At 42.6% G+C, this 22,127-nt stretch carries 19 protein-coding genes and 1 tRNA gene; 5 read left to right on the top strand and 15 right to left on the bottom strand.

Going from position 1 to position 22,127, the window contains the following annotated elements; all coding sequences use genetic code 11:
- Positions 1-21: 21 nt before the first annotated feature.
- The 3 genes from CXM95_RS07330 to CXM95_RS07315 all read right to left on the bottom strand — a co-directional run bounded on the left by CXM95_RS07330 (position 22) and on the right by CXM95_RS07315 (position 3,372).
- Positions 22-828, bottom strand: a complete 807-nt coding sequence (locus CXM95_RS07330) for an alpha/beta fold hydrolase (RefSeq protein ID WP_233499102.1) — start codon at positions 826-828, stop codon at positions 22-24.
- A gap of 15 nt (positions 829-843) precedes the next feature.
- Positions 844-1,476: a TetR/AcrR family transcriptional regulator gene (locus CXM95_RS07325; protein WP_086372824.1), complete on the bottom strand. Its 633-nt coding sequence runs from the start codon at positions 1,474-1,476 to the stop codon at positions 844-846.
- Positions 1,477-2,409: 933 nt separating this feature from the next.
- Positions 2,410-3,372: an aromatic acid exporter family protein gene (locus tag CXM95_RS07315; protein ID WP_101698944.1), complete on the bottom strand. Its 963-nt coding sequence runs from the start codon at positions 3,370-3,372 to the stop codon at positions 2,410-2,412.
- Between the two features lie 98 nt (positions 3,373-3,470).
- On the opposite strand from CXM95_RS07315, the gene CXM95_RS07310 reads away from it, so the two are divergent.
- On the top strand, positions 3,471-4,070 hold the full coding sequence (locus CXM95_RS07310) for an FUSC family protein (RefSeq protein ID WP_005231932.1): 600 nt from the start codon (positions 3,471-3,473) through the stop codon (positions 4,068-4,070).
- Positions 4,071-4,114: 44 nt separating this feature from the next.
- On the opposite strand, the gene CXM95_RS07305 is transcribed toward CXM95_RS07310, so the two are convergent.
- From CXM95_RS07305 to CXM95_RS07285, 5 genes are all read right to left on the bottom strand, one after another.
- Positions 4,115-7,537 carry an ABC transporter permease gene (locus tag CXM95_RS07305; RefSeq protein WP_101698943.1) on the bottom strand — a complete coding sequence of 1,141 codons (3,423 nt, stop codon included), beginning with the start codon at positions 7,535-7,537 and terminating at the stop codon, positions 4,115-4,117.
- Positions 7,538-8,239, bottom strand: a complete 702-nt coding sequence (locus tag CXM95_RS07300) for an ABC transporter ATP-binding protein (RefSeq protein ID WP_101698942.1) — start codon at positions 8,237-8,239, stop codon at positions 7,538-7,540.
- A 160-nt stretch (positions 8,240-8,399) separates the two neighbouring features.
- Positions 8,400-9,239, bottom strand: coding sequence for an SDR family oxidoreductase (locus CXM95_RS07295; RefSeq protein WP_008381487.1), 840 nt, complete (start codon positions 9,237-9,239; stop codon positions 8,400-8,402).
- A 122-nt stretch (positions 9,240-9,361) separates the two neighbouring features.
- Positions 9,362-10,507 carry an N-acetylglucosamine-6-phosphate deacetylase gene (nagA, locus tag CXM95_RS07290; protein ID WP_005236444.1) on the bottom strand — a complete coding sequence of 382 codons (1,146 nt, stop codon included), beginning with the start codon at positions 10,505-10,507 and terminating at the stop codon, positions 9,362-9,364.
- Between the two features lie 68 nt (positions 10,508-10,575).
- Positions 10,576-11,421, bottom strand: a complete 846-nt coding sequence (locus CXM95_RS07285; RefSeq protein ID WP_008381491.1) for a helix-turn-helix domain-containing protein — start codon at positions 11,419-11,421, stop codon at positions 10,576-10,578.
- Positions 11,422-11,581: 160 nt separating this feature from the next.
- On the opposite strand from CXM95_RS07285, the gene CXM95_RS07280 reads away from it, so the two are divergent.
- Positions 11,582-11,761: a hypothetical protein gene (locus CXM95_RS07280; protein ID WP_005236448.1), complete on the top strand. Its 180-nt coding sequence runs from the start codon at positions 11,582-11,584 to the stop codon at positions 11,759-11,761.
- A gap of 55 nt (positions 11,762-11,816) precedes the next feature.
- Here the strand turns inward: CXM95_RS07280 and CXM95_RS07275 are convergent, their stop codons facing one another.
- The 4 genes from CXM95_RS07275 to CXM95_RS07260 form a co-directional block, all read right to left on the bottom strand.
- The gene (locus CXM95_RS07275; protein ID WP_005236450.1) at positions 11,817-13,034 is read right to left on the bottom strand and encodes a pyridoxal phosphate-dependent aminotransferase; all 1,218 of its coding nucleotides are present in this window, start codon (positions 13,032-13,034) and stop codon (positions 11,817-11,819) included.
- A 168-nt stretch (positions 13,035-13,202) separates the two neighbouring features.
- Complete coding sequence (locus tag CXM95_RS07270) at positions 13,203-14,078, bottom strand: ABC transporter ATP-binding protein (RefSeq protein ID WP_086317263.1); 876 nt, start codon at positions 14,076-14,078, stop codon at positions 13,203-13,205.
- Positions 14,079-14,088: 10 nt separating this feature from the next.
- Positions 14,089-15,303: an ABC transporter permease subunit gene (locus CXM95_RS07265; protein WP_005236453.1), complete on the bottom strand. Its 1,215-nt coding sequence runs from the start codon at positions 15,301-15,303 to the stop codon at positions 14,089-14,091.
- Positions 15,300-16,412 (bottom strand): hypothetical protein, encoded by a 1,113-nt coding sequence (locus tag CXM95_RS07260; protein WP_008381497.1) that lies wholly within the window; start codon positions 16,410-16,412, stop codon positions 15,300-15,302. Before CXM95_RS07260 ends, CXM95_RS07265 begins: the two co-directional genes overlap by 4 nt.
- Before the next feature lie 196 nt (positions 16,413-16,608).
- Between CXM95_RS07260 and CXM95_RS07255 the strand changes: the two genes are divergently transcribed.
- The 3 genes from CXM95_RS07255 (at position 16,609) to CXM95_RS07240 (ending at position 19,802) form a co-directional block, all read left to right on the top strand.
- Positions 16,609-16,691: transfer RNA gene (locus CXM95_RS07255), tRNA-Leu, on the top strand.
- A gap of 404 nt (positions 16,692-17,095) precedes the next feature.
- On the top strand, positions 17,096-18,331 hold the full coding sequence (locus CXM95_RS07245; protein WP_008381499.1) for an Ltp family lipoprotein: 1,236 nt from the start codon (positions 17,096-17,098) through the stop codon (positions 18,329-18,331).
- Between the two features lie 199 nt (positions 18,332-18,530).
- A complete protein-coding gene (locus tag CXM95_RS07240; protein ID WP_101698941.1) occupies positions 18,531-19,802 on the top strand; it encodes a hypothetical protein in 1,272 nt (423 codons plus the stop codon).
- Between the two features lie 92 nt (positions 19,803-19,894).
- On the opposite strand, the gene CXM95_RS07235 is transcribed toward CXM95_RS07240, so the two are convergent.
- The 3 genes from CXM95_RS07235 to CXM95_RS07225 form a co-directional block, all read right to left on the bottom strand.
- The gene (locus tag CXM95_RS07235; protein WP_005229963.1) at positions 19,895-20,122 is read right to left on the bottom strand and encodes a hypothetical protein; all 228 of its coding nucleotides are present in this window, start codon (positions 20,120-20,122) and stop codon (positions 19,895-19,897) included.
- Positions 20,123-20,186: 64 nt separating this feature from the next.
- Entirely contained in the window at positions 20,187-21,059 is an 873-nt protein-coding gene (locus CXM95_RS07230; RefSeq protein WP_008381503.1) for a VOC family protein, read from the bottom strand.
- A 165-nt stretch (positions 21,060-21,224) separates the two neighbouring features.
- Positions 21,225-22,058, bottom strand: coding sequence for a sugar phosphate isomerase/epimerase family protein (locus CXM95_RS07225; protein WP_199559938.1), 834 nt, complete (start codon positions 22,056-22,058; stop codon positions 21,225-21,227).
- Between the last annotated feature and the right edge of the window lie 69 nt (positions 22,059-22,127).

The following is a 22,127-nucleotide window of genomic DNA, read 5'->3' as shown; positions in this document are numbered from 1 at the left end:
CTGCATATGTGAGGCTTCGAACTAACTTAAAAGAAAATCTTTAACATGTTTATTGAAATCTTTCCCTTCTTCATAGCTCGCGTGTCCCAGCCCTTTATAGAGAAGCAAACGACCGTTTGGGATTTTATCAGCCATCTCCGCTGAAGAATTTGATCCAACTATTTTATCGCTATCACCGCCAATTATGATGGTAGGACAAATTATGTTTTCAAGTTTACTGAAAGTATCGTGTGCCAATACAGCTTTTGCCTGAAGTATGAACCTCTCAAAGCTTTTCGGCTTTCCAACCCTACATAGAAGTGGATACATCAGCCGATATGTTTTCAGTTTTTGGGATGAGTATGTTTTCTCCATTGTATCAATCATCAGTGATTTATAATCATTATTTTCCGCGTAATTCACCCATCCGTTGATAGCTCGATGAAGAGTTTCGTTTGCACGGGAAGTGGTAACAGCAAGAATAAGCTTTTTTACCATCATAGGATAGTCGATAGCAAAGTGCTGGGCTATCATACCACCCTGTGATATACCCATTAGGCAAGCACTTTTTATTCCAAGTTGGTCAAGTGCTGCTTTAAGGTCTTTTGCCATCTCCCTGGTGGTGTACCCATTTTCAATATTTGTTTTTCTACTAAACACATACACCTTAAAATCGTTCAAAAAAGCCCTAAAGTAATACGCCAATTTGATTGCTTGCCCCTCTACAGTTTTTAATCCATCTGATAACCCAGGCAAAATTATCAATGGAGATTTCCCCAGTCCAAATTCCACATAATCCATTTTTGATCCATTGATAGTTAATGAACTTCCTTTGGCACCATAAAACAAGATCTTCAACTCCTTCTAGTCTATAATCCCCTTTTTAAGTATATCTATATAGTCGGTAAGGTGGGTTACATACTCATTCCTAATTTGGTTAATTTCGGATTTATTTCCGTTTTGCACTTCTATTCTTTCGATAAAGTCGGCATTAAAACCTTGTAAAAACCATTTAAGCACATGAAGAACTTTTCTTTTATCCCAATTCAACGATTTCGTATCAACGTTTTCTAATACGCTATAATAAACATTCTGACCAGCATAATTAAATCTTGCTTCAACCTTTCGATAAATTTCTGTATCATTTTTGCTAAATGCTTTGATAATAAGCTTATATTTTTCTGGGTTTTGGATATACCATAAAAATTCCAATTCCGAGTATTGAATTATACGCTCAAACAAGTTGGTTGAAAGGGTGCCTAATTTTTGATATAGGTTTGCGTTTAGCTCGCCTGTGACAAAATCAAGCAAATAAAAATACAAATCTTCTTTGTTTTCAAAGTATTTAAACAAACTTCCTTTACTAATTTCAGAGGCCTTTACAATACGGTTGGTGGAACTATCTGCATACCCGTATTTTGCAAATTCTGAAATACTAACAGAAATGATTCTTTTCTTTTTATCTTCATGCAGTTCATGAAACAACTTTTTAGGCATAAGGTCCTCCGTTCAGTGACCACATGGTCATTTGTTTTCGAAATTTTAGTGACCAGGTGGTCACTAAAAAAATTATACCATACGAAACTCCCGCCATCAATATGTTTATCTGTAAGAGGAACCGATCTTCGGGAGTTATCCTATCTAATTACATGGAATTGGAAGAAGAACATGCAATGGAAGTGGCTATCCAACAGCATCAAGTCAACAGTAAAAAATAAAATTTGGCTAGGGGACATTACCTAAATCCCTCTGAAGGAAGAAACGCTTTATGTATCTGTTTTTATTGATGTCTATAAGAAAAAAAGAGAGCTGATCAATGACGCTCAATTTAGAGGATTTGATCAGGCTCAAATGGAGATATCTAAATAGTTTGAAACTTACTAAACACAAAATTCAACCGCTCTGCTCCGAGCTATCAATTTCCTAATGTCTTTGAAAAAAATTCCACTTACTCTCTTTACTAAGTGTCCAGTTTTTATTGACAACTCCAAATTTTTTCAATCCATAAAAGTCAAACTTTTGGGGTGACCACACGATAAAGCTGAACGAAAAATTGTAGCTATTTTTCCAATGGGTGTATGAAAACCATGTGACTGGCTCGCTGACTGAGAAACTTTTCCTACAGCTATCGAATGGATATGATACTCAACAAAAAGAATGTCTAAAACTGATTACAAGACTGGAAAAAGAAATAGATCAACAGGAATAACAGACTATACAGGTGAAGGAATTTATCTCTAAGTATAAGCAGTTTTCTGAACGGGTCGAATTGATGCCTGCTCTTCTCAACCATGTTGTTAGCAAGATGGTTGAGAAGAGCAGGTAGATTCTTCGCATTGCTATGCTCTCGTTGGGATATTACCGCCAATGAAGCGCTCAAGTTCTGCTTCCTATATTGGTATATTACGGCTGCCTTTTTGGGAGCCTTTTTTAGCGTGCCATTGTTTGCATTTGATCAGAAAAGTCGGCTTTGATTTCAATAAAACTTTTAAAGGTTTGCAGAAACTGAAACAGCTGGGCCCGATTTTCAAATTCTGCTCTTGTTTGCGGCAATGGTTTTTGTCGATAATCTTCGTATAAAGCTGCAATTTTTGCCAAGATCTCTTTTCCATCGTTATTTTCATGAAAGGACTGGGCGGTAAAGGATAGCAGCTCTTGAAACGCATTTGTATAGGCTTCTTCTACCCAAAACAATTGTAATAGATCAACCATTTCCAAGAGTAAGCGCGCTTGACTTTGCCGCATGGTGAAATACTCTTCATAATAAGAGGCTTCTCCTCGCCACTGGTTTTCACTATGAACCATCGCTTGCTGTTTGCCTTGCTTGATTTCTCCTAACAATGCTTGGCAAACATGAGGGAGCGTCGCCTTTTCTTTTTCTGTTAACGCGATCGACATGTCTTTTAAAAGACTTTTAAACGTTTCTTCCACCAACTGCTGTTTTTCTTTCAATGCCCGTTCGCCGTCTGGCATATACAAGTTAAATAAAAGTGCAAAGCCGATGCCAATACTCATCAACAAAAAAGCATTTCCAATCAATGGCCAAGCAAAAGAACGTTCCATCATATAATGGGTCACCAGGACCGAATTGACCACGATCCCATCGATTAATTTGAAATAGACTGCCGTCGGAATAAATAGGAAGAGAAAAAGAACAAAGCCCAGCGGACCAAAGCCTAAAAGATGAAAGCTGACAAAAGCTAGGAGCGTCGCGATCGCCAAGGAAACCAAGCGACCGATTCCTGTAAAGAGCGAGGTTTTCTTTGTATTCCCAACACTCAAAATTGCGATGATCCCTGCGGCTGGTGCATACAATAGACCGATCTGCTGAGCAAGAAACATGGACAAACCGGAAGCAACTGCTGTCTTCACTGTTCTCAATCCAATTTTCATTTTTGTCACCTCCTTTGAAAAGTATACTAAATTGTGAGGAATAAGACTAGAATTTCTCAACAGCATTGGGTATGATTAAGTAAAGGGGGCATTCTACCATGAAACTGGGGCGTTTTCGCTTAGGTATGCGAACGATAAAAACAGCCATCGCTGTCATGCTTTGTATTCTGCTCTTTCATTTCCTTGATCGCGGCCAGCCTTTGATTGCTGCCTTGTCTGCTGTCTTTTCATTGCGACAAGACCTGACAACAACAATCTCTTTTGGGAAATCACGGGTATTAGGAAATACGATCGGCGGCGGTACAGCCATTTTTTATTTTTTGACGAAGCAATATTTTCAAAATGATTTTCTGATCGAATTGTTTGTCCTGCCCGCACTGGTCATCTTTGTCATCGTTTTTTCAGATGGCATCAATAACAATTCTGGCATCATCTCTGCCATTGCGACGATGCTGTTGATCACTTCCAGTGTTCCACAAGGGGAATCGATCATCTTTGCATTGGACCGTGTGCTTGATACCTTTATCGGTACCTTAGTTGCCCTGTCAATCAATTTTGTTATTCGACCACCTGAGGAAGAGAAAAAGGATGAGATTCAAGAAGATTTGGTCGTGCTAAGGCAAAAAGAGCTTGAACTAAAAGCCATGCTAGAAGAAGTCCAAGGGGAAATCTCTGAGCAAGAAAAACAAGAAAAATAAAAACAGCCTTTTTCCAGAATGCTTCTGAAAAAAGGCTGTTTTTGTTACTCATTGGCTTTCAAGGCATCGATCATATTGACATGTTTCAACTTGAAATACATCGCGATCCCTACCACGCCTGAAAACAAGCAGGTCAATCCCGCTGCATACACATAGCTCATTGGTTCGACTGTCGGTGAAAACATGGCGATATCAACTTCGATGGTCTGTAAGACAAATTGATGCTGAAGCACCCCTAATAACAAGCCAAAACCAATACCGAAAATCGTTAAAAAGATATTCTCACGAAAGACGTACATCGTCACTTCTCGATCATAAAAGCCTAATACTTTGATAGTCGACAACTCGCGGATCCGTTCCGCTATATTGATATTGTTCAAGTTGTACAACACGATAAAGGCTAATGCCCCTGCTGACGTGATCAAGATCCAAATGACGATGTTCAAGGTTGCTGTCGTGTCATCTAAGGCATCCGCTGAAGCTGAGAGGAAGGAAACATTGATGACATTATCTTGTGCCATCAGGTCAGCTGCGATCGCTTCTTCATCTGTTTTGCTTAAGCGCTGATTGAATTTCAATAACTCACTATTGTAAGCAGGCGTTTCCTGAAAGATCTTTTCGTACGTTTCAGGTGTCAAATAAGCAAAATGGCCCGTGTAGTTTTCTGCGATGGCAGCTACCTTCAGTTGAAATTCCTCGCCGCTTTCATTCGTCAACGTTATCGTATCACCCACCGATAATCCAAACAACTTAGCAAGCTTTTCATTGATGATGGCACCCTCTCCTTCTAGCTCGTAAGCTTCTCCTGAAACCCGATCATTCAAGTGGACAAATCTCGATAAAGCCGCAGGATCTTCTGGCACGGTGACGGTTACTTCTTGCTGCGTGACCCCCGATTGAGCCAACGTCAGACTTTCCGTATGCAAGAATAACCCTGCTTCAAAGCCTTCAATATCTTCTGCGGCGGCTTTTGTTTCACTCATTGCTTCCGAATCCTCATCATCAAAGGTGATCACCGCCTGATACTGCCAGATTTTCTCAAACTGTAAAGGAATGATATTGCTGATAGAATCTCTTAGACCAAATCCAGTCAAGATCATGGAGGTACATCCCGCGATCCCTAAGATGGTCATGAGCATTCTGGACTTGTAGCGAAACAGGTTTCGCATTGTAACTTTTTGAATAAAACTTAAGTGCCGCCATAAAAAAGTGATTCTTTCTAAGAGAATTCGTTTTCCTGTTTTGGGTGCCTTTGGTCGTAACAATGAAGCCGATGACTGTCTTAAATCAAAACGTAAAACCAGCAACGCGATACCGATGGTGCAAAGCAAGCTGACTCCCACAGCAATCAATGAAAGCCGCAAATACCATGGGGTGTCATACTCCGTGAGATTGTAAAGCGGTCCATAAGCTTGAATGATGATTGCTGGAAAAAAGGAAAAGCCTACTGCTAGGCCCAATACAGCACCTGTGATGCCTGCTGCAGAGGAATAAAGCAAAAATTTCTGTCCAATCTCCCAGTTGCGATAGCCTAGTGCTTTCAACGTTCCGATCTCACTGCGTTTTTCATCGATCATCCGCGTCATAGTGGTTAGACTCACTAAGGCTGCGATCAAAAAGAAAATGACTGGAAAAATCGTCGCTAACGAAGAAACGCGTTCCGCATTGTCTTGGTATTCTGAATAACCAGGATTCGCATCGCGGTTCGCGACACGATAAACTGCCGGTTTTAGCTCCAACAATTCCTGCTCTTTTTCCGCAACTTCTTTTTTGACATCTTCAAGCTTTTCGCGTTCTTTTGGTGCTCTTTCTTTAAATTCGGCAAGCTTTTCTTGAAGGGTTGCTTCGTTTTCTCGGTATTCCAGCCAGCCCTTGTCTAGCAAAGACTGACCATTAGCTTGCTCAGAAGCTAAAGTCTCACGAGCAACACTCAGCTGCGATTCTCCTTGAGTGATCTGGGTCTGAGCCTGTGCCAATTCTTGGCGTCCGGCACTGACCTGGCTCCAGCCAGCGTTGACTTGCTGTTGCGCCCGTTGAAGTTGCACTTCTTGTTCATTGATTGCAGCCAGTTGTCCGCTTAATTGGGCACGTTGTTGCTCACCTTCAGCAATGAGTGGATTCAATGTATCTTCAGCTGCCGTCAGCATAGTAGCAATCATCGTTTCATCGATTTCCTCCAGATCAGGAATCGGACCAAGGACATCTGTCGGTAGGTTCAACTGTGCCAGAGCGGCTGTTACTTGTGCATAGACGGTAGGCAGCTGGGCCATTTGCTCCTCTGCAGAAAGTTGACCCACACTTCTGATTTGATCCATGCCTTGGTATGCCAGCGCAAGTTGCTCCTCCACTTGTTGGATGCCACTTTGTAGTTCTGACTTTTGTGCCGAAATGGGCGCTAACTGGGCTTGGGCTGATTTTACTTGGGCTTCTTGCTGAAGCAACGCTTGTTCGCTTTGATCCAGCAGTCGTTGGTTTTCCGCCAACGCTTGCTTACCCTCAGCTATTTTTTGTGCTTCACTATTCAACTGCTCTTGGGCAGCTTGAATTTCTGTTTGGAATGCTGCTTCTTGTTCCGTCAGTTCCCGGTGCGCCTGCGCTAATTTTTCTTGTGCGTCGTCGAGTTCCCTTTGTGCTTCTTGCAGAGCCGTTTCTCCGTTGCGGATCTGTTCTTTGGCTTCGTCAATGGCTGGTTGTGCTTCATCGATCAGCTCTTGTCTGCGTCCTTGCGCCCGAGGAGCCAACTTTTTCTCAACTTCAGCACTTATTTGATCTCTTTTCGTCTGATACGCCACTGAATAGCTTTCCATTTGAGATAAGTCATCAAAGCGAACTAAAAATCGGGCGTACGCACTTTCTTTAAAATCCTCCTCAGGAATCACCGCAAAGTAATCCACTGTCCCATTACCAACGGTACTGTTCCCCCGATGAAAGTTCTCAATATATTCAGGACTATTGACAAAGCCCACGATCGTGAAGGTATGGTTTTTTAATTGATTTTCGCCACTTTCTGGAAACTCAAAGGATTCATCTAATTCGAAACCACCACTATTTTGTGCCGCTTGATCTAAGGCGATTTCCCCTGATTTTTGCGGCAATCGACCAGAAGTCACCTCATATTGATTGACAGATCGATCTGTTGAAAGAGAGAAGACACGAATCACAGCACGATGATTTTCGGCATTGATATCAGCGATCTGCTCCGTCTCAACCGCTGTGACACCAGGCATTTCCTCAATGATTTGCCGATCGGTATCCGACAACCCCAAAGTTGAAGCAATTGTAAGGTCGGCTAATTGTTGGCGAGAAAAGTAATCTTCAGCAGCTTGTTTCATATTAGGGCCGGTGGCGCTGATCCCGACAAAAAAAGCGACTCCTAAAAAGATAATGCCTAAAATGGACAAAAACCGCCCGGGTGCTTGCCTAATTTCACGTAAACTGGAACGTAATAATGTTTTTTTCATAGGCATTTACCAAGAAATAGAGGCAATTGGAATCGGATGAGTATTTTTTTCCATCTTGCGAACCTTTGCGTCATTGATATGGATCACGCGATCCGCCATGGGAGCCAATGCACTGTTGTGTGTAATGATCAAAACGGTCGTCCCAGTCTCGCGAGCTGTTTTTTCTAAAATAGCCAAAATCTGTTTTCCCGTTTCATAGTCAAGTGCCCCAGTTGGTTCATCACAAAGCAGCATTTTGGGCTTCTTGGCTATGGCACGAGCGATCGTGACCCTTTGCTGTTCACCGCCAGACAATTGTGCAGGAAAGTGATCCAAGCGATCACCTAATCCAACTTGGGTCAAAATCTCAGCTGCATCAAGTGCTTCGGGTACGATTTGTGCCGACAGTTCCACATTTTCTCTAGCCGTCAAGTTCGGCACCAAATTGTAAAATTGAAAGACAAATCCGACGTCTTTGCGACGATAGGTCGTTAGTTGTTTAGCATCAAAACCAGCAATATCCGTTCCATCGACAATCACTTGGCCGCTGTCACATTGATCCATCCCGCCTAGTATGTTCAAAACGGTGGACTTACCGGCGCCACTAGGACCAAGGATCAGCGCGATCTCGCCTTTCTCTACGGAAAAAGAGACGCCATCATTGGCAGCAATCACCGTATCGCCCATTGTGTATTTCTTCACTTCTTTCACTACTTCAATATAACTCATTTTATTCCTCCAAGAATTCCAGCGCCGCATGCGCTTTCTCGCTTAACAGTGTATCACACTTTTTCCCTTGAAAGAAACCGCAAAAAAGCAGCACAAGGTCGTGCTGCTAAAAAACAAGTCATTTATTCAAAGTGATCCAGATTGGCAAAAGCAAAACAAATCATTTTGTGTGGTCCGCAATTCTTTGTTGCGTTTCTTGCCATAGTTTCTGTGCTTGTTGCTGCTCCTTCGGGATCTCGGTTAGGACTGCTTGACGATCAACAAAGTAGCGGCCACTGATACCCGCAACGTCTGGACTTAGCGCTAAGTAAATCGCTGTATCTGCCCCTTCTTCGGCTGTTTTAAAAAAAGGCGTCAACATTTTATAAATAGATTGACCAAATCCTGTTTGTCGACTGACACCTAAGCTGGTCGCCACAGCTCCCGGATGCAAGGAATTAGCAGTAACGGTCGTATTGCGTAGCTGGAACGCAAGCGCATCCGTAAATAAAATCAGGGCTTTTTTTGAGCGGCCATATTCCCGCCAAGGGAAAAAATCCGGTACATCGAAAAAGCGCTGATCCTTTTTCTTTACAAATTTGTAGGCGCCGGATGACACATTGACGATCCTGCCGGCATCGGCACGTTTTATTAGCGGCAATAACTGACGGGTCAGTTCAAAATGCCCCACGTAGTTTACGCCCAGCATTTGTTCAAATCCATCGGCTGTTCGCTCTTTTTTTAAATTGACGATGCCCGCATTATTGATCAGTACATCCAATTTCTCAAAGCGGGCGTTGATTTCAGCGGCTGACTTGCGTACGCTAGCCAACGACCCCAAATCACCGATCACTAGATCGATGCTTGGATTGCCTGTCTCTTCCTTCAAACGTTGCTGTGCTGCCTGCCCTCGTTCGGCAGAACGGCAATACAAAATCACATGCATCCCCAATTCTGCCAATTGTTTGGCTGTTGCAAAGCCCATACCGGCATTGGCGCCGGTAACTAAAATCGTCTTCAAATCCCCATCATCTCCTTCATAGGATGTCGTTTTCTTTCATCATAACTGAAAACAAAAAAATCTGCTCAAAAAACAGATCAAGAGAAGCTCTCTTCTTGTTTCTTTAAGCAGATTGTTTTATTTTACGCCTGGTAGCGGCAGACGCCATCTAAATAGGTGGCTGTTACATTCATTTCTTGATCCAAAACAATAAAGTCAGCTGGGCGACCTTGTTTGATCATGCCGCAAGCATGGTCAATTTTACAGCTGATTGCTGGAATCAAGCTGGCCATCATGACCGCTTCTTGAGGGGTAGCGATTCCCCAGTCTACTACATTTTTCACAGCTTCTTTTAGTTTCAAAATACTACCAGCAAGATTGCCAGTTTCCATTCGAGCCGTTCCGTCTTTCACCACTACTGGAAATTCACCTAAAATATAATCACCATCTGGCATGCCGCCAGCCATCATACAGTCAGTGATCAAGGCAACATGGTCGTGACCAGCTTTTTCCATCAAAATCTCAGCTGCTTGAGGATGCACATGGTGGCCATCACAAATCAACTCTGAAAAAACTTCTTTTAATGAAAGTAGGGCACCAACCATTCCAGGCTCGCGATGGTTTAATCCGCGCATACCGTTGAATGCATGAACAAAAACGCTAGCACCAGCTTCAACTGCTGTTTGCGCTTCTTGTAATGTACCGTTACTATGGCCTAGAGCAACCACTACGCCTTCTTCCGTCACTTGCGAAACAAACTCACTCACACCTTCTCGCTCAGGAGCCAAGGCGATTTTTTTGATAATTCCACCAGAAGCTTCTTGCCATTCATGGAAGGTATCGATATCAGGATCACCAAAATAAATTGGATTTTGTGCACCTTTATGTTCTTCAGTAAAGAATGGGCCTTCAAAATAGATCCCTTGGATTTTTGCTCCTGTAACTTCGTCTTTGACTTTCCCAACGGTTTCAGCAACATCCCGCAACCGTTCTTTGCTGGATGTTAAGGTTGTTGGCAAGAAGGAAGTCACACCACATGATAAAAGGCCTTCCGACATGGCTTTAATGCCTTCTGCATCGTTGTCCATCACATCATGGTTCATAAATCCGTGGATATGAGTATCCACAAGACCCGGTGCTACCCATTTGCCTGAATAATCTTCTACGTCTGCACCAGAAGGGACTTCATCGACGATCGCTCCGAATTTCCCCTCTTTGACCTCCAGGTAACCAGGGCCATGAACCGCTGATTTTAGAAAGAATTTGTCTGCGTAAATATATTTATTCATCTTGATCGCTCCTCTATTTCTTTTCTTCCTTAAAAGTACTCTTATTTAGGGAAGAAGTCAAGAAAGGTCTACACCACTTTGTCAGATTGGCGAATATCCATGACAGCACGATACAGCTGAAAACTTTTTTCGGCTGCATTTTCTTCTTTCAGTCTATAAAGTAAGTGTCCCTTCAGTTCAAACAATTCTTCTAGAAAATACAAACTGTTTTTTTCTCTGGCTAAGGAAATGCCTTCGTTCGTTACCTTTAGCGCGAGGCAATCTTCTTGTTGCTCCTTTAAAAAGACCGCATAATTGTAGTAAATTTTGGTCAATGATGTGGAGAGACGTTCCGGCGGCAGTGCGTGCATGGCATCGTAAGCTTTTTCTAAGTAAAAACGAGCCTCACCCAGTTGCAGCAAATCACTATAGACGCGGCCCATGCAGCTCAGGATACGAATTTCCATCACCGAAACATTGGTCTTATCCTGTTGATAGGAGTAGGCCAGTCCTTTTTTCAGCGCCTCAAGGGCGGCATCATAGTTTTGATCGAGGAAATAATCACAGCTGCCTAGATAGTAGTAATACATTTGCATATCTGAATCCAAATACAAATAATCCTTGATCGCCTTATCTTCCATTTTTTCCCGCATTTCTTGAAACTGCTTATGGACAAAATGTGATTCGATTTCGGCAAAGATTTGATTGGTTTTGTTGATCTCTTCCGAATGAAGCATCATTACTTGATCTAAGGTGACTCCTAAGCGTTGGCAGATTTGGTACATCACCCAGACATTCGGCAACTCTTCGTTGTTTTCAATACGGCTTAAAACACTTTGCGAACAAATATCTTCCGCTAACATCTTCTGTGTCATCTTTCGTTTCAACCGAATCGAACGGATATTTTGACCAAAAGATTCTTCTTTTTTCTTCATAATCGTCCTCCAGGGGGAATTCTTATAAAAACCGAACGTTTCTTGTCAAAAATGCGAATTCGCATTTTTAATTTTCTTTATTTTAGCACATAATGACAAAAAGGAAAGCAATTTCAAGAATGTCTTGTTATTTTTCCACAATTTCAAATGAGGTGTTAAGATGACGATCGACAGTACGATCTTTTTTACATGGGATGGCAAGAAGTATCAAGGGATCATCGAACGAGAATATGAGAACTCTGTTCTGGTTCAAGTCACCGATCCTAGTGCTGAAATGCTGGATAAATTTACCAATCGAATGATTGTGAGCAAAAAAATTTGTCAACCAGTTGCCGAATAAAAACATAAGCACCACTCCCTCACGGTTGTTGAAGGAGCGGTGCTTTTTTATATTCTTATTTCTGACGATAGGACGCCAAAAATTCTGTCATTTTTTCAGCAGTCGTTTTTAAGTCTTCCATATTAGGAAGATAAACGATTCGGAAATGATCTGGCTGTTGCCAGTTGAACCCACCGCCGTGAACCAGCAAGATGTGGTGCTCGTGTAAAAAGTCTAAAACAAATTGTTCATCATTGGTGATATTAAAGCGTTGAATATCAATTTTAGGGAAAATATAAAAGGCGGCTTTCGGTTTCACCGCTGACAATCCCGGAATGTCATTGATTGCCTTGTGGATAAACGCTCTTTGTTCATAAATACGACCACCTGGTAATAGTAACTCATCAGAACTTTGATAGCCTCCTAATGCGGTCTGAACGATTTGTTGCGATAAGACATTCGAACACAGTCGCATCGAAGATAGCATATTCAAGCCTTCGATATAGTCTTTCACATGGGACTTGTCGCCACTGAGGACCATCCAGCCCACACGGAAACCTGCCACTCGATGAGACTTAGACAAGCCACCTAGCGTCACAACGAATCGATCTGGCGCTAATGTAGCAATCGGCACATGGACATAATCATCCATGACTAATCGGTCATAGATCTCATCAGAGAAAATGATCAAGTCATGCTCACGAGCAACGTCGACGATTTGCTCCAAAATTTCTTTTGGATAAACGGCTCCTGTTGGATTGTTCGGATTAATAATGACGATCGCTTTGGTTTTGCTGGTGACCTTGGCTTTGATGTCCTCGATATCAGGATTCCAATCTGCTTGTTCATCACAAATATAATGGACGGGCTTTCCGCCAGCTAATGAGATCGAAGCAGTCCACAAAGGATAGTCAGGCATCGGCACGAGCACTTCGTCCCCATTGTTGCACAAACCTTGCATGCACATCGTGATCAGCTCGGAAACACCATTACCTGTGTAAATATCATTGATGGTCACATCAGGAAATTTCTGTAATTGATAATATTGTTCGATCGCTTTACGGGCAGAAAAAATCCCTTTCGAATCAGAATATCCTTCCGATTCTCGCACGTTCATAATCAGGTCTCTAACGATCTCATTTGGGGCTTCGAACCCAAAAGGCGCGGGATTCCCCGTATTTAATTTCAAGATACTGATGCCTTCTTCTTGCATCCGATCGGCTTCTTCTAAAACTGGGCCGCGCACATCATAACTGACCCCTTCAAGTTTTGACGACTTCGAAAATTTCTTCATATTCCATTTCTCCTTTAACCATAGGTCAACGTCAGGTTATTGGTTCTCGTCGTTGATCTCTTTTCAGATTGAACCTATTATAGCAAAAAACTTTTACCTATGGCGAAATTTTTTTGCTTCTCCTTCATCTGTGCTTGTCCCGCTCTCATCTCGTAAATAGTGCGACAGTCAGTAATTTTCAGGAAAATACGTCAAATACAATTCATTTAGTGCCAAGTGCCCCACAGAAAAATCAGTGATCCCTGCAGCGATAAACCGTTGCGGTAGCTGAGGATCGCTGATTTCTATCAGATAGATCCGTCCTTGCAGATCGATGGTCACCGTCGTTAATTCTGGAAAAGCCACCAAAAAATCTACCGAGTCCGTTTTTAAGTACAACGGTTGATTGACTAACGACTTGCGACCAAAGTATTCGTGAATGATCTTGCCGTCTTTTAAAAACAAGACCCGATCCGCGTAGGAATCCAAATTCGTCAAAATATGCGAAGCAATCACGATCGCTTTCTTTTGCGCTCGCAAGGCTTTTAATACGTTAGAGATCAATTCCACATTGGTCGGATCCAAGCCATTCATGACTTCATCCATCAGCATATAAGGCGTATCCGTCACGATCTGCATCGCAAAACAAAGACGTTGCCGCATGCCCAGCGAATAGGTACCCACAGGACGTTTGATATAGTCACTCATCCGCAAACGATCAATCGTTTCTTCCACTAAGTGTTCCTCTGAACGCCACATTCGCTGATACAGCTTGAGATGCTCGAAACCACTCAAATCATTGTACAAATCATTTTGGTCAGGAAAAAACGAAATTTGTTGATGCGCTGCCACTTCTGATTTTTTGGTCACATATACTTGACTGCCATTCAAAAATACTGCGCCTTCATTCGGCTGGATGAAATTCATCGCCACATTCAATAGCGTGGATTTCCCGGTGCCGTTAGGGGCGACTAACCCGACGATTTCCCCGGGAGAAAAGGCAATGGAAAGCTGATCCAATACTTTTCTCGTATACGTGACCGTCACATTTTTCAGTTCTAACATATCGTTCCTCCTATGCCAAATGAAATTTTTTGCGTTGGATCGTCACGAAGAAACACATTTCGATCAGAAGCCAAACGCCTCCTAATAAAAGCAACCCTTTTTCCATCGTAAACCCTGCAGAACCAAAATAAAAACGTGTCCAGCCTGAAAGGACTTGTCCCACATTTTGATACAGATAGACATACAGCGTTTTATCAAGGTAAGCACTGAACCAACGTCTTTGGAAAATATAGGGTGAAAGCAAGCAAAAACCAGCCAAAAGCAAATTAACCAGTTCTGAGCGAAACAGGGCACTGAACAACAAGATGCCGCGACAATAAATAAACTGCAAAAAAAGCGTCGCAAGAAAACATTGGCCTATAAAAAGACCGATGGCTTGTGTTTCAAAAGCGTTGAAATCTGTGATCGGGTAGCGAGCATCAAAGGTCGGTGATAAAATCGTGACCGGTAGTTCCAGGGAACCAAAGCCGAATTGAATGCCAGAACCCAACCAGAGAAAGAACATGGTCCCAAGCGTTGCAATTGCAGAACCGACCATCAATACTGCCGTTTTGCTCCAAAGGATCTCTTCTGCCGATAATGGCAGTGAAAGAAATAGGGATTTATGTCTTCGTTCTTTTGGCAAACAATCGATCGCCAAAAATAAAGAAACAGCAAGCAATAGAATCGGTAAATATCCAGTAAAACTTCGCTGCAATGCCTGTATCCCCGTTTTTTGCTCCATGACTGCTTGCGAGAGTTTCTTATTCGGCAACTGGCTGAAGGCTTCCATAAGCTTAGCGGTTGAAGCATAACCAAAGCGACCGTCATAGGCAGCGTAGTAATTTTGAAACGTATAATAATCCGGTGTATAAAAAACATTTCGTTCATCGGTAAACTGCAACGCCAACTGGTACCACGTAGTTGTTCCTCGTGCATAAGCTTGCCAGTTTTCATCAGCTAGTGCATCTAATCGTTGTTTTTCCGCTTCGTTCCATGGGGTAAACATTTCAACTGCTAAGCTTGCCGACCAATGGTCAGAAGGATTGGCTGCTTGTTGATCAAGAAAATCTTGTCGCACAGTATAGCGTTGTTGCATTTCTGTTTTATCTACTCGTTCAATCGGGCGAAAATCTTTTTGCCAAAAACTGTAAACGCCGCTATAGATAAGAAGCAAGCAAAAAAGACCAATAGTTTTCTTGCTCTTTAAGAGTTGTCGTAATTCAAATAAAAAATAGTCTTTCATCCTTTGCCTCCTCTCAACAAGCGATTCTGTTTATCCGCAACGAGCATCAAAGCTATACAAAGGAAGATCCACACCACCGTCAGCAGCCAACTAGCATAGACTCCCCAAGAAGTACCAGAACCCAATGCAAAGGCGCCCGAATAAAATTTATCCATAGCAGCTATATGAACTGGTAACAGTGGGATCTTTTGAAGCATCGGAATCAAGCCGAGCCCATAAAAAAGCACCAGCAAAAAGAAAGAGACGTATCGATTGGCTGCGATCATGTTCATGACAAAACCTAAGCATTCGATCAAACCAATCAGCAAGCCAAAAGAAACCAGGCTATATAAAACGCTCTGCCAAAAAGGTAAGGCTACCCAATCCCCATTGTGATAGACGGCTACTGGATACTGCCAATCCCCGAACTCCCCCAGAAGGCTCATTGAAAGAAAGACGCCTAAGAAGAACACAATCAAAACGCCTAAATTTGTAATCCCTTTAACCACAATTTTACTTAACATCCGAATCGGAAAAATCTGCGGGTACGAGCGAATCAAAGAGAAGTGTTCTCTTTCTTCTATCAAATTGTCACTGGCAAAAAAAGCCCAAAAGAAGAAGCCAAAATTAAGCAAAAAGGTTATTGCCAAAGCGACAGCGGTCTGGGCATTGGCAGCCGTGAGGACCGGCTCTTTTTCTTGCTCGACTAAAGCTTGATAGACCTTCTGATCTTGTTCGATTGCCCATAAAGGTGGCAAAAATCCTTTGTCATCAACTTCTGACGCCCAAATCTGCTTTTTTAGTTCTGCAATTTGAATACTCGTTTGATTAAATCGTTCGTATTCTTCCATAATCAAGTTGGATAACTGTCGCGAAGTCAGTGTATTGTTTTCAAGCAAAAGTTGATACACCTCTTGTTCAGCAGGTGAACCCGACTGATTGGCTTGGTAGCGATCAACAAGCCGTGAGGCTTCCGCTTTTTCTGCAGTGATCGTGGCGGGTAAGTTGATGGGTTCCATCAGCTTCAAATAAATGGAAAAACAGCAACCTAAACTAAAGGCACCAATGAGCAGGAAGAGGAACGTTTTCTGTTTGACAGATTTAGCTAACTGGTTTTTAAAGTAGTTCATTTGCTCTCCTCTCAAAAAAATAATTATTCATTCTTTTAGCATACCTTTTATGGAAAAAAATGCAATCTAAAGTCTGAAAATTCTTTCAAATAGCATTAGTAAAAGTTATTGACAAACCTGTTGAAAATCAGGTAAGATATTTTCTAGACGCGGCGTGACAGAACTACCTCAGCCTGCGTTTCCTTCTATAGTATTTGCGGAAATGACGGAATGGCAGACGTGCAAGATTGAGGGTCTTGTGAGCAATCGCTCGTGTGGGTTCAAATCCCATTTTCCGCATCCTTACAGCTTCCCCATTATGGGAAGCTGTTTTTTTGTTTGCTCAAAAGATTCCCCATGGCGATCCTTCGATGAATTCTTTCGATCGCTTTGATCTTGAGCGTCTACTCCTAGAAAGTTGATACGAAGCTTCCTTTCCCAAATGTAAAAATCGATAAAAACTCTTTTATCATTGCATTTCACACTATTTTTCATATAAAATGAATAATATAACGATTATTCTCAAAAGCTGGTTCGATGCTCCGCTTTTTCTTATTGGCGGATCAGAAACAGTTGCCTGAATTTACTGGTGATGAAAAATCTTTTCAGCATTTTTCCCATTCACCTTCTCTCCTCCTTCCCCCAGATAAACAAACCTCTTCCGACCGTTTTCTCAGTTACTTTCGATAGAAAGAAGGAGCCTAATGAAAAAAAGAGTACTGATCACCCTATTGTCATTCGTTATTTTGCTTATCGGTTGCGCAAAGGCAGATGAAGAACTGTCAGAGACCGTTGCACTTGGCATCGACGCACGACTGGAATATACAAACCAATCCGGAACGGGCTGGGCCTATTATCACCCAGCAACCTTAGAGTTGTTGATTGCCGGCAGTCAAGCCGAATTGGCTATTTTGGAAGAGCTTGATTCTTCCGACGAAGATCTTTATCAGTTAATCAGCCACACAATTGATTTGATTGCAACCGCTGAACGAGCGTTAGTGGAGCGTCGGATCGATGTCCCTGCTTGGTTTGCTGCCCGCATTGGTTATAGCCAGGCTCTGGCTGCGATTCATGAACGGAGCCCTATCATTCTCAGTAATCATGACAACCTCAACCGTCTACTGGAGGTAGCAAACGAAACGATTCCTGAAGCCGACCCGCGTCAAAAGCTGGGGCTTTTGGCAGACGATATTGCGCAGCTTCAGCAGCTCACCGAAGATGAGCTAACTCTTCATCGCAGAATCAAACTTGACGACGAACTCACCGCCACTGTTTACCACACAAGTGAAACGAATGTTGACGTCTTCGTTTTTTCGAAGCCCGAAGAGGAGTACGCATCTGGATTTACTGTTCTTAATCGGGAAACTGCCGACGAGCAAAAAGCTGCATTCTATGAAACGATTTTACGAGGGCTGGTCGTAAATATTCCTCGTGAATCGTTAATGTTTATGAATCGATTCGATCAATCTTCAGATGAACATCAGCTGGCGGTGATGACCTATGGCTTTGATCATGACATTGATCAAGACATGGTCACTACCGTGTATCAACAGCTTCAAGAAGCAAACGCAAAACAAGAAGCAGCTACGGCTTTGCAGCAAGAGCAAAGCCAGCAAAACCAGGACGAACAAACTCAGACCGAGAATGAAGGAGCTTCAGAACAAAGACGAGCGATCGCACGTGCCGAATCCTATACGAACCTCATGGCTTTCTCACGTGCACGATTGATCCAACAATTAGAATTTGAAGGGTTTACCCATAATGATGCGCAATGGGCAGTTGATCAGCTCACGATTGATTGGAACGAGCAGGCGTTGAAGAAAGCAAATAGTTACCATTCCTTGATGAGTCTTCCTCCAGACAACATTCGCCGGTTATTGGCTTCCGAAGACTTTTCAGAAGAACAAATCGACTACGCGATGACAAACATGGGTAACTAAAAACTAGCGAAGAAAAGGGCATCGCGATGCCATATGCTGTTGTAGTGACCCCAAAAAATTTGGTTTTTTGGTCTAACTTTGGGGGTCAGTTGATGTCCCTTATACTGTGACTATGTTTATACCCAAGAAAGTGCTCGTACTGATGCGTTCATTCGTACAAATTGGCGAGGTTTACTAGAGTCTCACGAGGAGGAGAAAAATGAAAAAACAAGTTTTGTTGCCATTATTACTGATACTATCCCTGATTTCAGGATGTGGGACGATAAATTTAGCAAGCCCTGAGGAACTTTCTGAGCGCATCGGTGCAGCTTTAGATGCTGGTTGGGAACATACCTATCATGCAGAAAATCTTACTTATGATTTAAGTATTGAAAATCTCGAACTGATGATTCGAGGCAAAGAAGCAGAATTGGCCTTTCTAGACCAGGTCAATAGCAACTCAAAACACAAGGCGGCATTCATTGAAAACACGGAAACAATGATCGCACTCGCTCAAGAAGCGATCGAAGCTCGCTATCTGGATATGCCCAGTTGGGTTGCCGCTCGCAATGGCCGTATCGAAGCCTTACTTGCCATCCATGAAGAGAGCCCGATCATCGTCAGTAGACGAGCAAAATTGCAAGAATTATTCAACGAATACGAAGAGGATTTAGCACTAGTGACCGCTGGAGCAAACAATCCTCTTGCCGATGAAGAAGGAATTAATGAAGATACACGAGAAAAGCTTGGTTTGACACCTGATACACTTGAACACTTACACCAACAAAGCGATGACCAAGAAATCGAGTGGCAGAGTGCTATTGATTTGGCGAACGGCGTGACCATGAATGTCTTTTCAACAAAACATGAGCCAGTGGAGATTCTCACATTTACGAATGCTGGCGAAAAATACCCTGCCGCAATCACTTTGTTTAATGGGCAAACGACGGAAATCGTTCCCGAGATAATGACTCCTTACGAAGCCGTTTCCGCTTATTTTTACGAAATTGCCGATGCAGTTTATGAAACGATTACAGTCGGTTATCGATTTCTGGTTGAATCACTATGGCTTGAACTGGAAAACGACAATCGTTTTCAATTTAGAACCTACGTGTTTGATAACGAAGTGACCGAGGAAACGATTTTAGCAGGGTTTCATTTCGCCCCGACTGTAGCAGCACGCTATGAGCGCGAAAACAATGCGACAGAACGAGAACGTGAAGCCTTTTTCCTCGTTAGAGCGCAAGGAAATCGTCGCTTTTATTCAAAACAAGAGATGGCAGAACTGTTAGAAACAGAAGGTTTCACTGCGGAGGAAACACAATGGGCACTAGAGACCCTTGACGTAGATTGGTATCGCCATGCTTTAGGGCGCGCCAATCAATCCCGCCGGGTGTTAGGGATCCGTCAAAGAAATATGGCCGCTCATCTTGAAGGGAACGGCTTCTTACCTGATGAGATCGAATTTGCGATTGAAAACATGGAAAATTAGTATGTAGTGGACGAGACAGATCCCATTCCCCATTTTTTCTTAGCGTAAACAAAAAACCGACCAATCTTCCTGTTTAAGATTGGCCGGTTTCTTTATTTTTTGGTTTTGATTGGTACCATGGCTTTGCGCCGATGCTGTTTCATTATTGCTTGAAGACCATAGACACCAACTCCGATAATTCCTGCAAAAGCCGAAAAAGCAATAAAAATCACAGGAGACGCCCCACTTTCTATTAATTGTTTCCCTTGGACAAAGAAAAATAAGCCCATGCTGATCAATAATGCTAGAAATAGTGATTGTCCCGCCCCGTTTTTTTTCATGCTTGCTCTCCTTTTACTTGATTATAGGTTATTCTCTCATTTCATGAATGAAAAAACCTCCATCTTAAGGCTGATTCTTTCTTTCGATGATCAGATTGATCCCATTCGGATCAGTCAAATGCAAGCGGCTGTCTGTTTCTAACTCATAAGAAACGCCACTTGCCTTTAGATGACTTCGTAACGTAGAAAAAGCAAAAGCTGGCAAAACGATCGTAAAGTACGCTAAGCCTAGATCCTTTTCCTCCATAGCTGGAACATTTCTTCCCATCCAAATATTCGATCCGATATGGTGATGATACGAACCAGCAGCAAAAAACTTTGCTTGGCTACCAAAATCTGAAGTCAAACGCATGCCTAAAACTTCGGTGTAGAATTCTTCTGTTTTTGCCAGATCCGCCACTTTCAAATGGACATGCCCCACCGTGGTGCCAACTGGAAAAGTCGTTTGTGATCGGTCAGCGGCTCCCAGCACGCCTTGCGCGTCCATTTCGATAGTAACGCCCACGATCTCACCGTCTGCTCGAATATCCCAGTCACTCTTCGGTTTGTCACGATACACTTCGATCCCGTTTCCTTCTGGATCGGTCAGGTATAACGCTTCACTATACCCATGATCGCTAGCACCATCCAGAGGGGCTTTGGCCTCCAAATAATGAATCAGCATATTTCCTAGGTCTTTACGGCTAGGCAAAAGAAACGCCGTATGGAAAAGGCCTGTTTTCCGTGTCAAAGGCAACGGATCACTCACCTTCTCTAGAACTAAAAGCTCTTGTGTCCCCACGCCTAATCGCGCGTGATCGGCACTTTGCTCCAATAAAGTCAGGCCGATCACGTCCGAATAAAACTGGCTCATTTTTTCCATATTCGCTACTTTTAAAACGACTTTGCCAATTGCGGCTGTTGCATCGATTTGATAGGTTGATTGAATCATTGTCATCGCTATTTCCTCTTTTCTAAACAGTTAAGTTCACTTGTACCTTTAAGTATAACACTAACTTTTAGTAAGTAAATAAATCTGCTTGTTGAGGAAAGGATTCCTTGATCTCCCGTGACTCCTTGTAACAAAGCTTTTCCTCATCAGTCACAATCAAAGACAGCTCGCTCACTTTTGCAATGCTTCAATCAGTGAAATGGTCGGCTGCATCGCTTCTTCGGTCGTCCCTTCTAACACAACATAACAAAATGGCTTGTATTCAGCGGTGATGGCCAATAGTTGTTGATAATCAATCCTTCCTTCTCCCAATGGCACTACCTTGATTTTACCATCGATTACTTGATAGTCCTTCAAGTGCAAGCAAACGATGGCATCACCAAAGCGGGAAAAAGCTTCCCTTGTCAAAGCGACTTGCTCTTGATAGTTCTTCGCCGTAATCAGATTGGTTGGATCAAAGATGATCCCTAAATAGTCAGACGGTACTCGTTCCAGCAATTCTTCGATTCGATCGATCGATGATAGTGGATGATTCAAGCCCGCTTCAATCCCTAGCATCACTTGATGTCTCTTAGCCACTTGGACCAAACGCTTGATCACCTGAACCAAATCATCTAAAACGACGTCACTGAAATTTTCCTCGGTATACCCCATATTTGGCAAAACCGAACCAGTTTCACTTGCAACCATAGCTGCATCAAAGTATTTGGCATGTGCGAGATAGGTCTCGAATCTGGATAAAATCGCTTCCCGTTTTTCCAGATCAGGATGGATCAGATTACTATAACAACTCAATAAAGCGACCTGAACATAAGATTGACCAAAAACACGTTTGAAAAAGCGGCCTAAACCAGGGCTTAATTGCTCTGGCTCTGCCCATTGCGGGAAGGATTTATTTAATGCAAATTGAATGTTATGAATGTTTTTGGCGGCAATTTTTTGCGCTAATTCTTCTGGGGACCCATAATTCTTTAAATCATGCCCCCGAACAGTTAGTTGAAACATAGCTTCTCCTTTCTTCACTGCTTTTGAAGCAAAAAGAAGACCAAGCAGCGAATCACTTCAACTGGTCTT

Source organism: Enterococcus sp. CR-Ec1 (assembly GCF_002850555.1).
Lineage (GTDB): Bacteria > Bacillota > Bacilli > Lactobacillales > Enterococcaceae > Enterococcus_D > Enterococcus_D entomosocium.
The sequence above is the reverse complement of the archived record's forward strand: the minus strand, read 5'-3'. Positions and strand labels throughout refer to the sequence as shown.

Excerpts from the sequence above, each read along its gene's own strand:
- CXM95_RS07325 (WP_086372824.1), bottom strand. The coding sequence starts at position 1,476 with ATGCCTAAAAAGTTGTTTCATGAACTGCATGAAGATAAAAAGAAAAGA.
- CXM95_RS07315 (WP_101698944.1), bottom strand. The coding sequence starts at position 3,372 with ATGAAAATTGGATTGAGAACAGTGAAGACAGCAGTTGCTTCCGGTTTG.
- CXM95_RS07310 (WP_005231932.1), top strand. The coding sequence starts at position 3,471 with ATGAAACTGGGGCGTTTTCGCTTAGGTATGCGAACGATAAAAACAGCC.
- CXM95_RS07305 (WP_101698943.1), bottom strand. The coding sequence starts at position 7,537 with ATGCCTATGAAAAAAACATTATTACGTTCCAGTTTACGTGAAATTAGG.
- CXM95_RS07300 (WP_101698942.1), bottom strand. The coding sequence starts at position 8,239 with ATGAGTTATATTGAAGTAGTGAAAGAAGTGAAGAAATACACAATGGGC.
- nagA (WP_005236444.1), bottom strand. The coding sequence starts at position 10,507 with ATGAATAAATATATTTACGCAGACAAATTCTTTCTAAAATCAGCGGTT.
- CXM95_RS07285 (WP_008381491.1), bottom strand. The coding sequence starts at position 11,421 with ATGAAGAAAAAAGAAGAATCTTTTGGTCAAAATATCCGTTCGATTCGG.
- CXM95_RS07280 (WP_005236448.1), top strand. The coding sequence starts at position 11,582 with ATGACGATCGACAGTACGATCTTTTTTACATGGGATGGCAAGAAGTAT.
- CXM95_RS07275 (WP_005236450.1), bottom strand. The coding sequence starts at position 13,034 with ATGAAGAAATTTTCGAAGTCGTCAAAACTTGAAGGGGTCAGTTATGAT.
- CXM95_RS07270 (WP_086317263.1), bottom strand. The coding sequence starts at position 14,078 with ATGTTAGAACTGAAAAATGTGACGGTCACGTATACGAGAAAAGTATTG.
- CXM95_RS07265 (WP_005236453.1), bottom strand. The coding sequence starts at position 15,303 with ATGAAAGACTATTTTTTATTTGAATTACGACAACTCTTAAAGAGCAAG.
- CXM95_RS07260 (WP_008381497.1), bottom strand. The coding sequence starts at position 16,412 with ATGAACTACTTTAAAAACCAGTTAGCTAAATCTGTCAAACAGAAAACG.
- CXM95_RS07245 (WP_008381499.1), top strand. The coding sequence starts at position 17,096 with ATGAAAAAAAGAGTACTGATCACCCTATTGTCATTCGTTATTTTGCTT.
- CXM95_RS07240 (WP_101698941.1), top strand. The coding sequence starts at position 18,531 with ATGAAAAAACAAGTTTTGTTGCCATTATTACTGATACTATCCCTGATT.
- CXM95_RS07235 (WP_005229963.1), bottom strand. The coding sequence starts at position 20,122 with ATGAAAAAAAACGGGGCGGGACAATCACTATTTCTAGCATTATTGATC.
- CXM95_RS07230 (WP_008381503.1), bottom strand. The coding sequence starts at position 21,059 with ATGACAATGATTCAATCAACCTATCAAATCGATGCAACAGCCGCAATT.
- CXM95_RS07225 (WP_199559938.1), bottom strand. The coding sequence starts at position 22,058 with ATGTTTCAACTAACTGTTCGGGGGCATGATTTAAAGAATTATGGGTCC.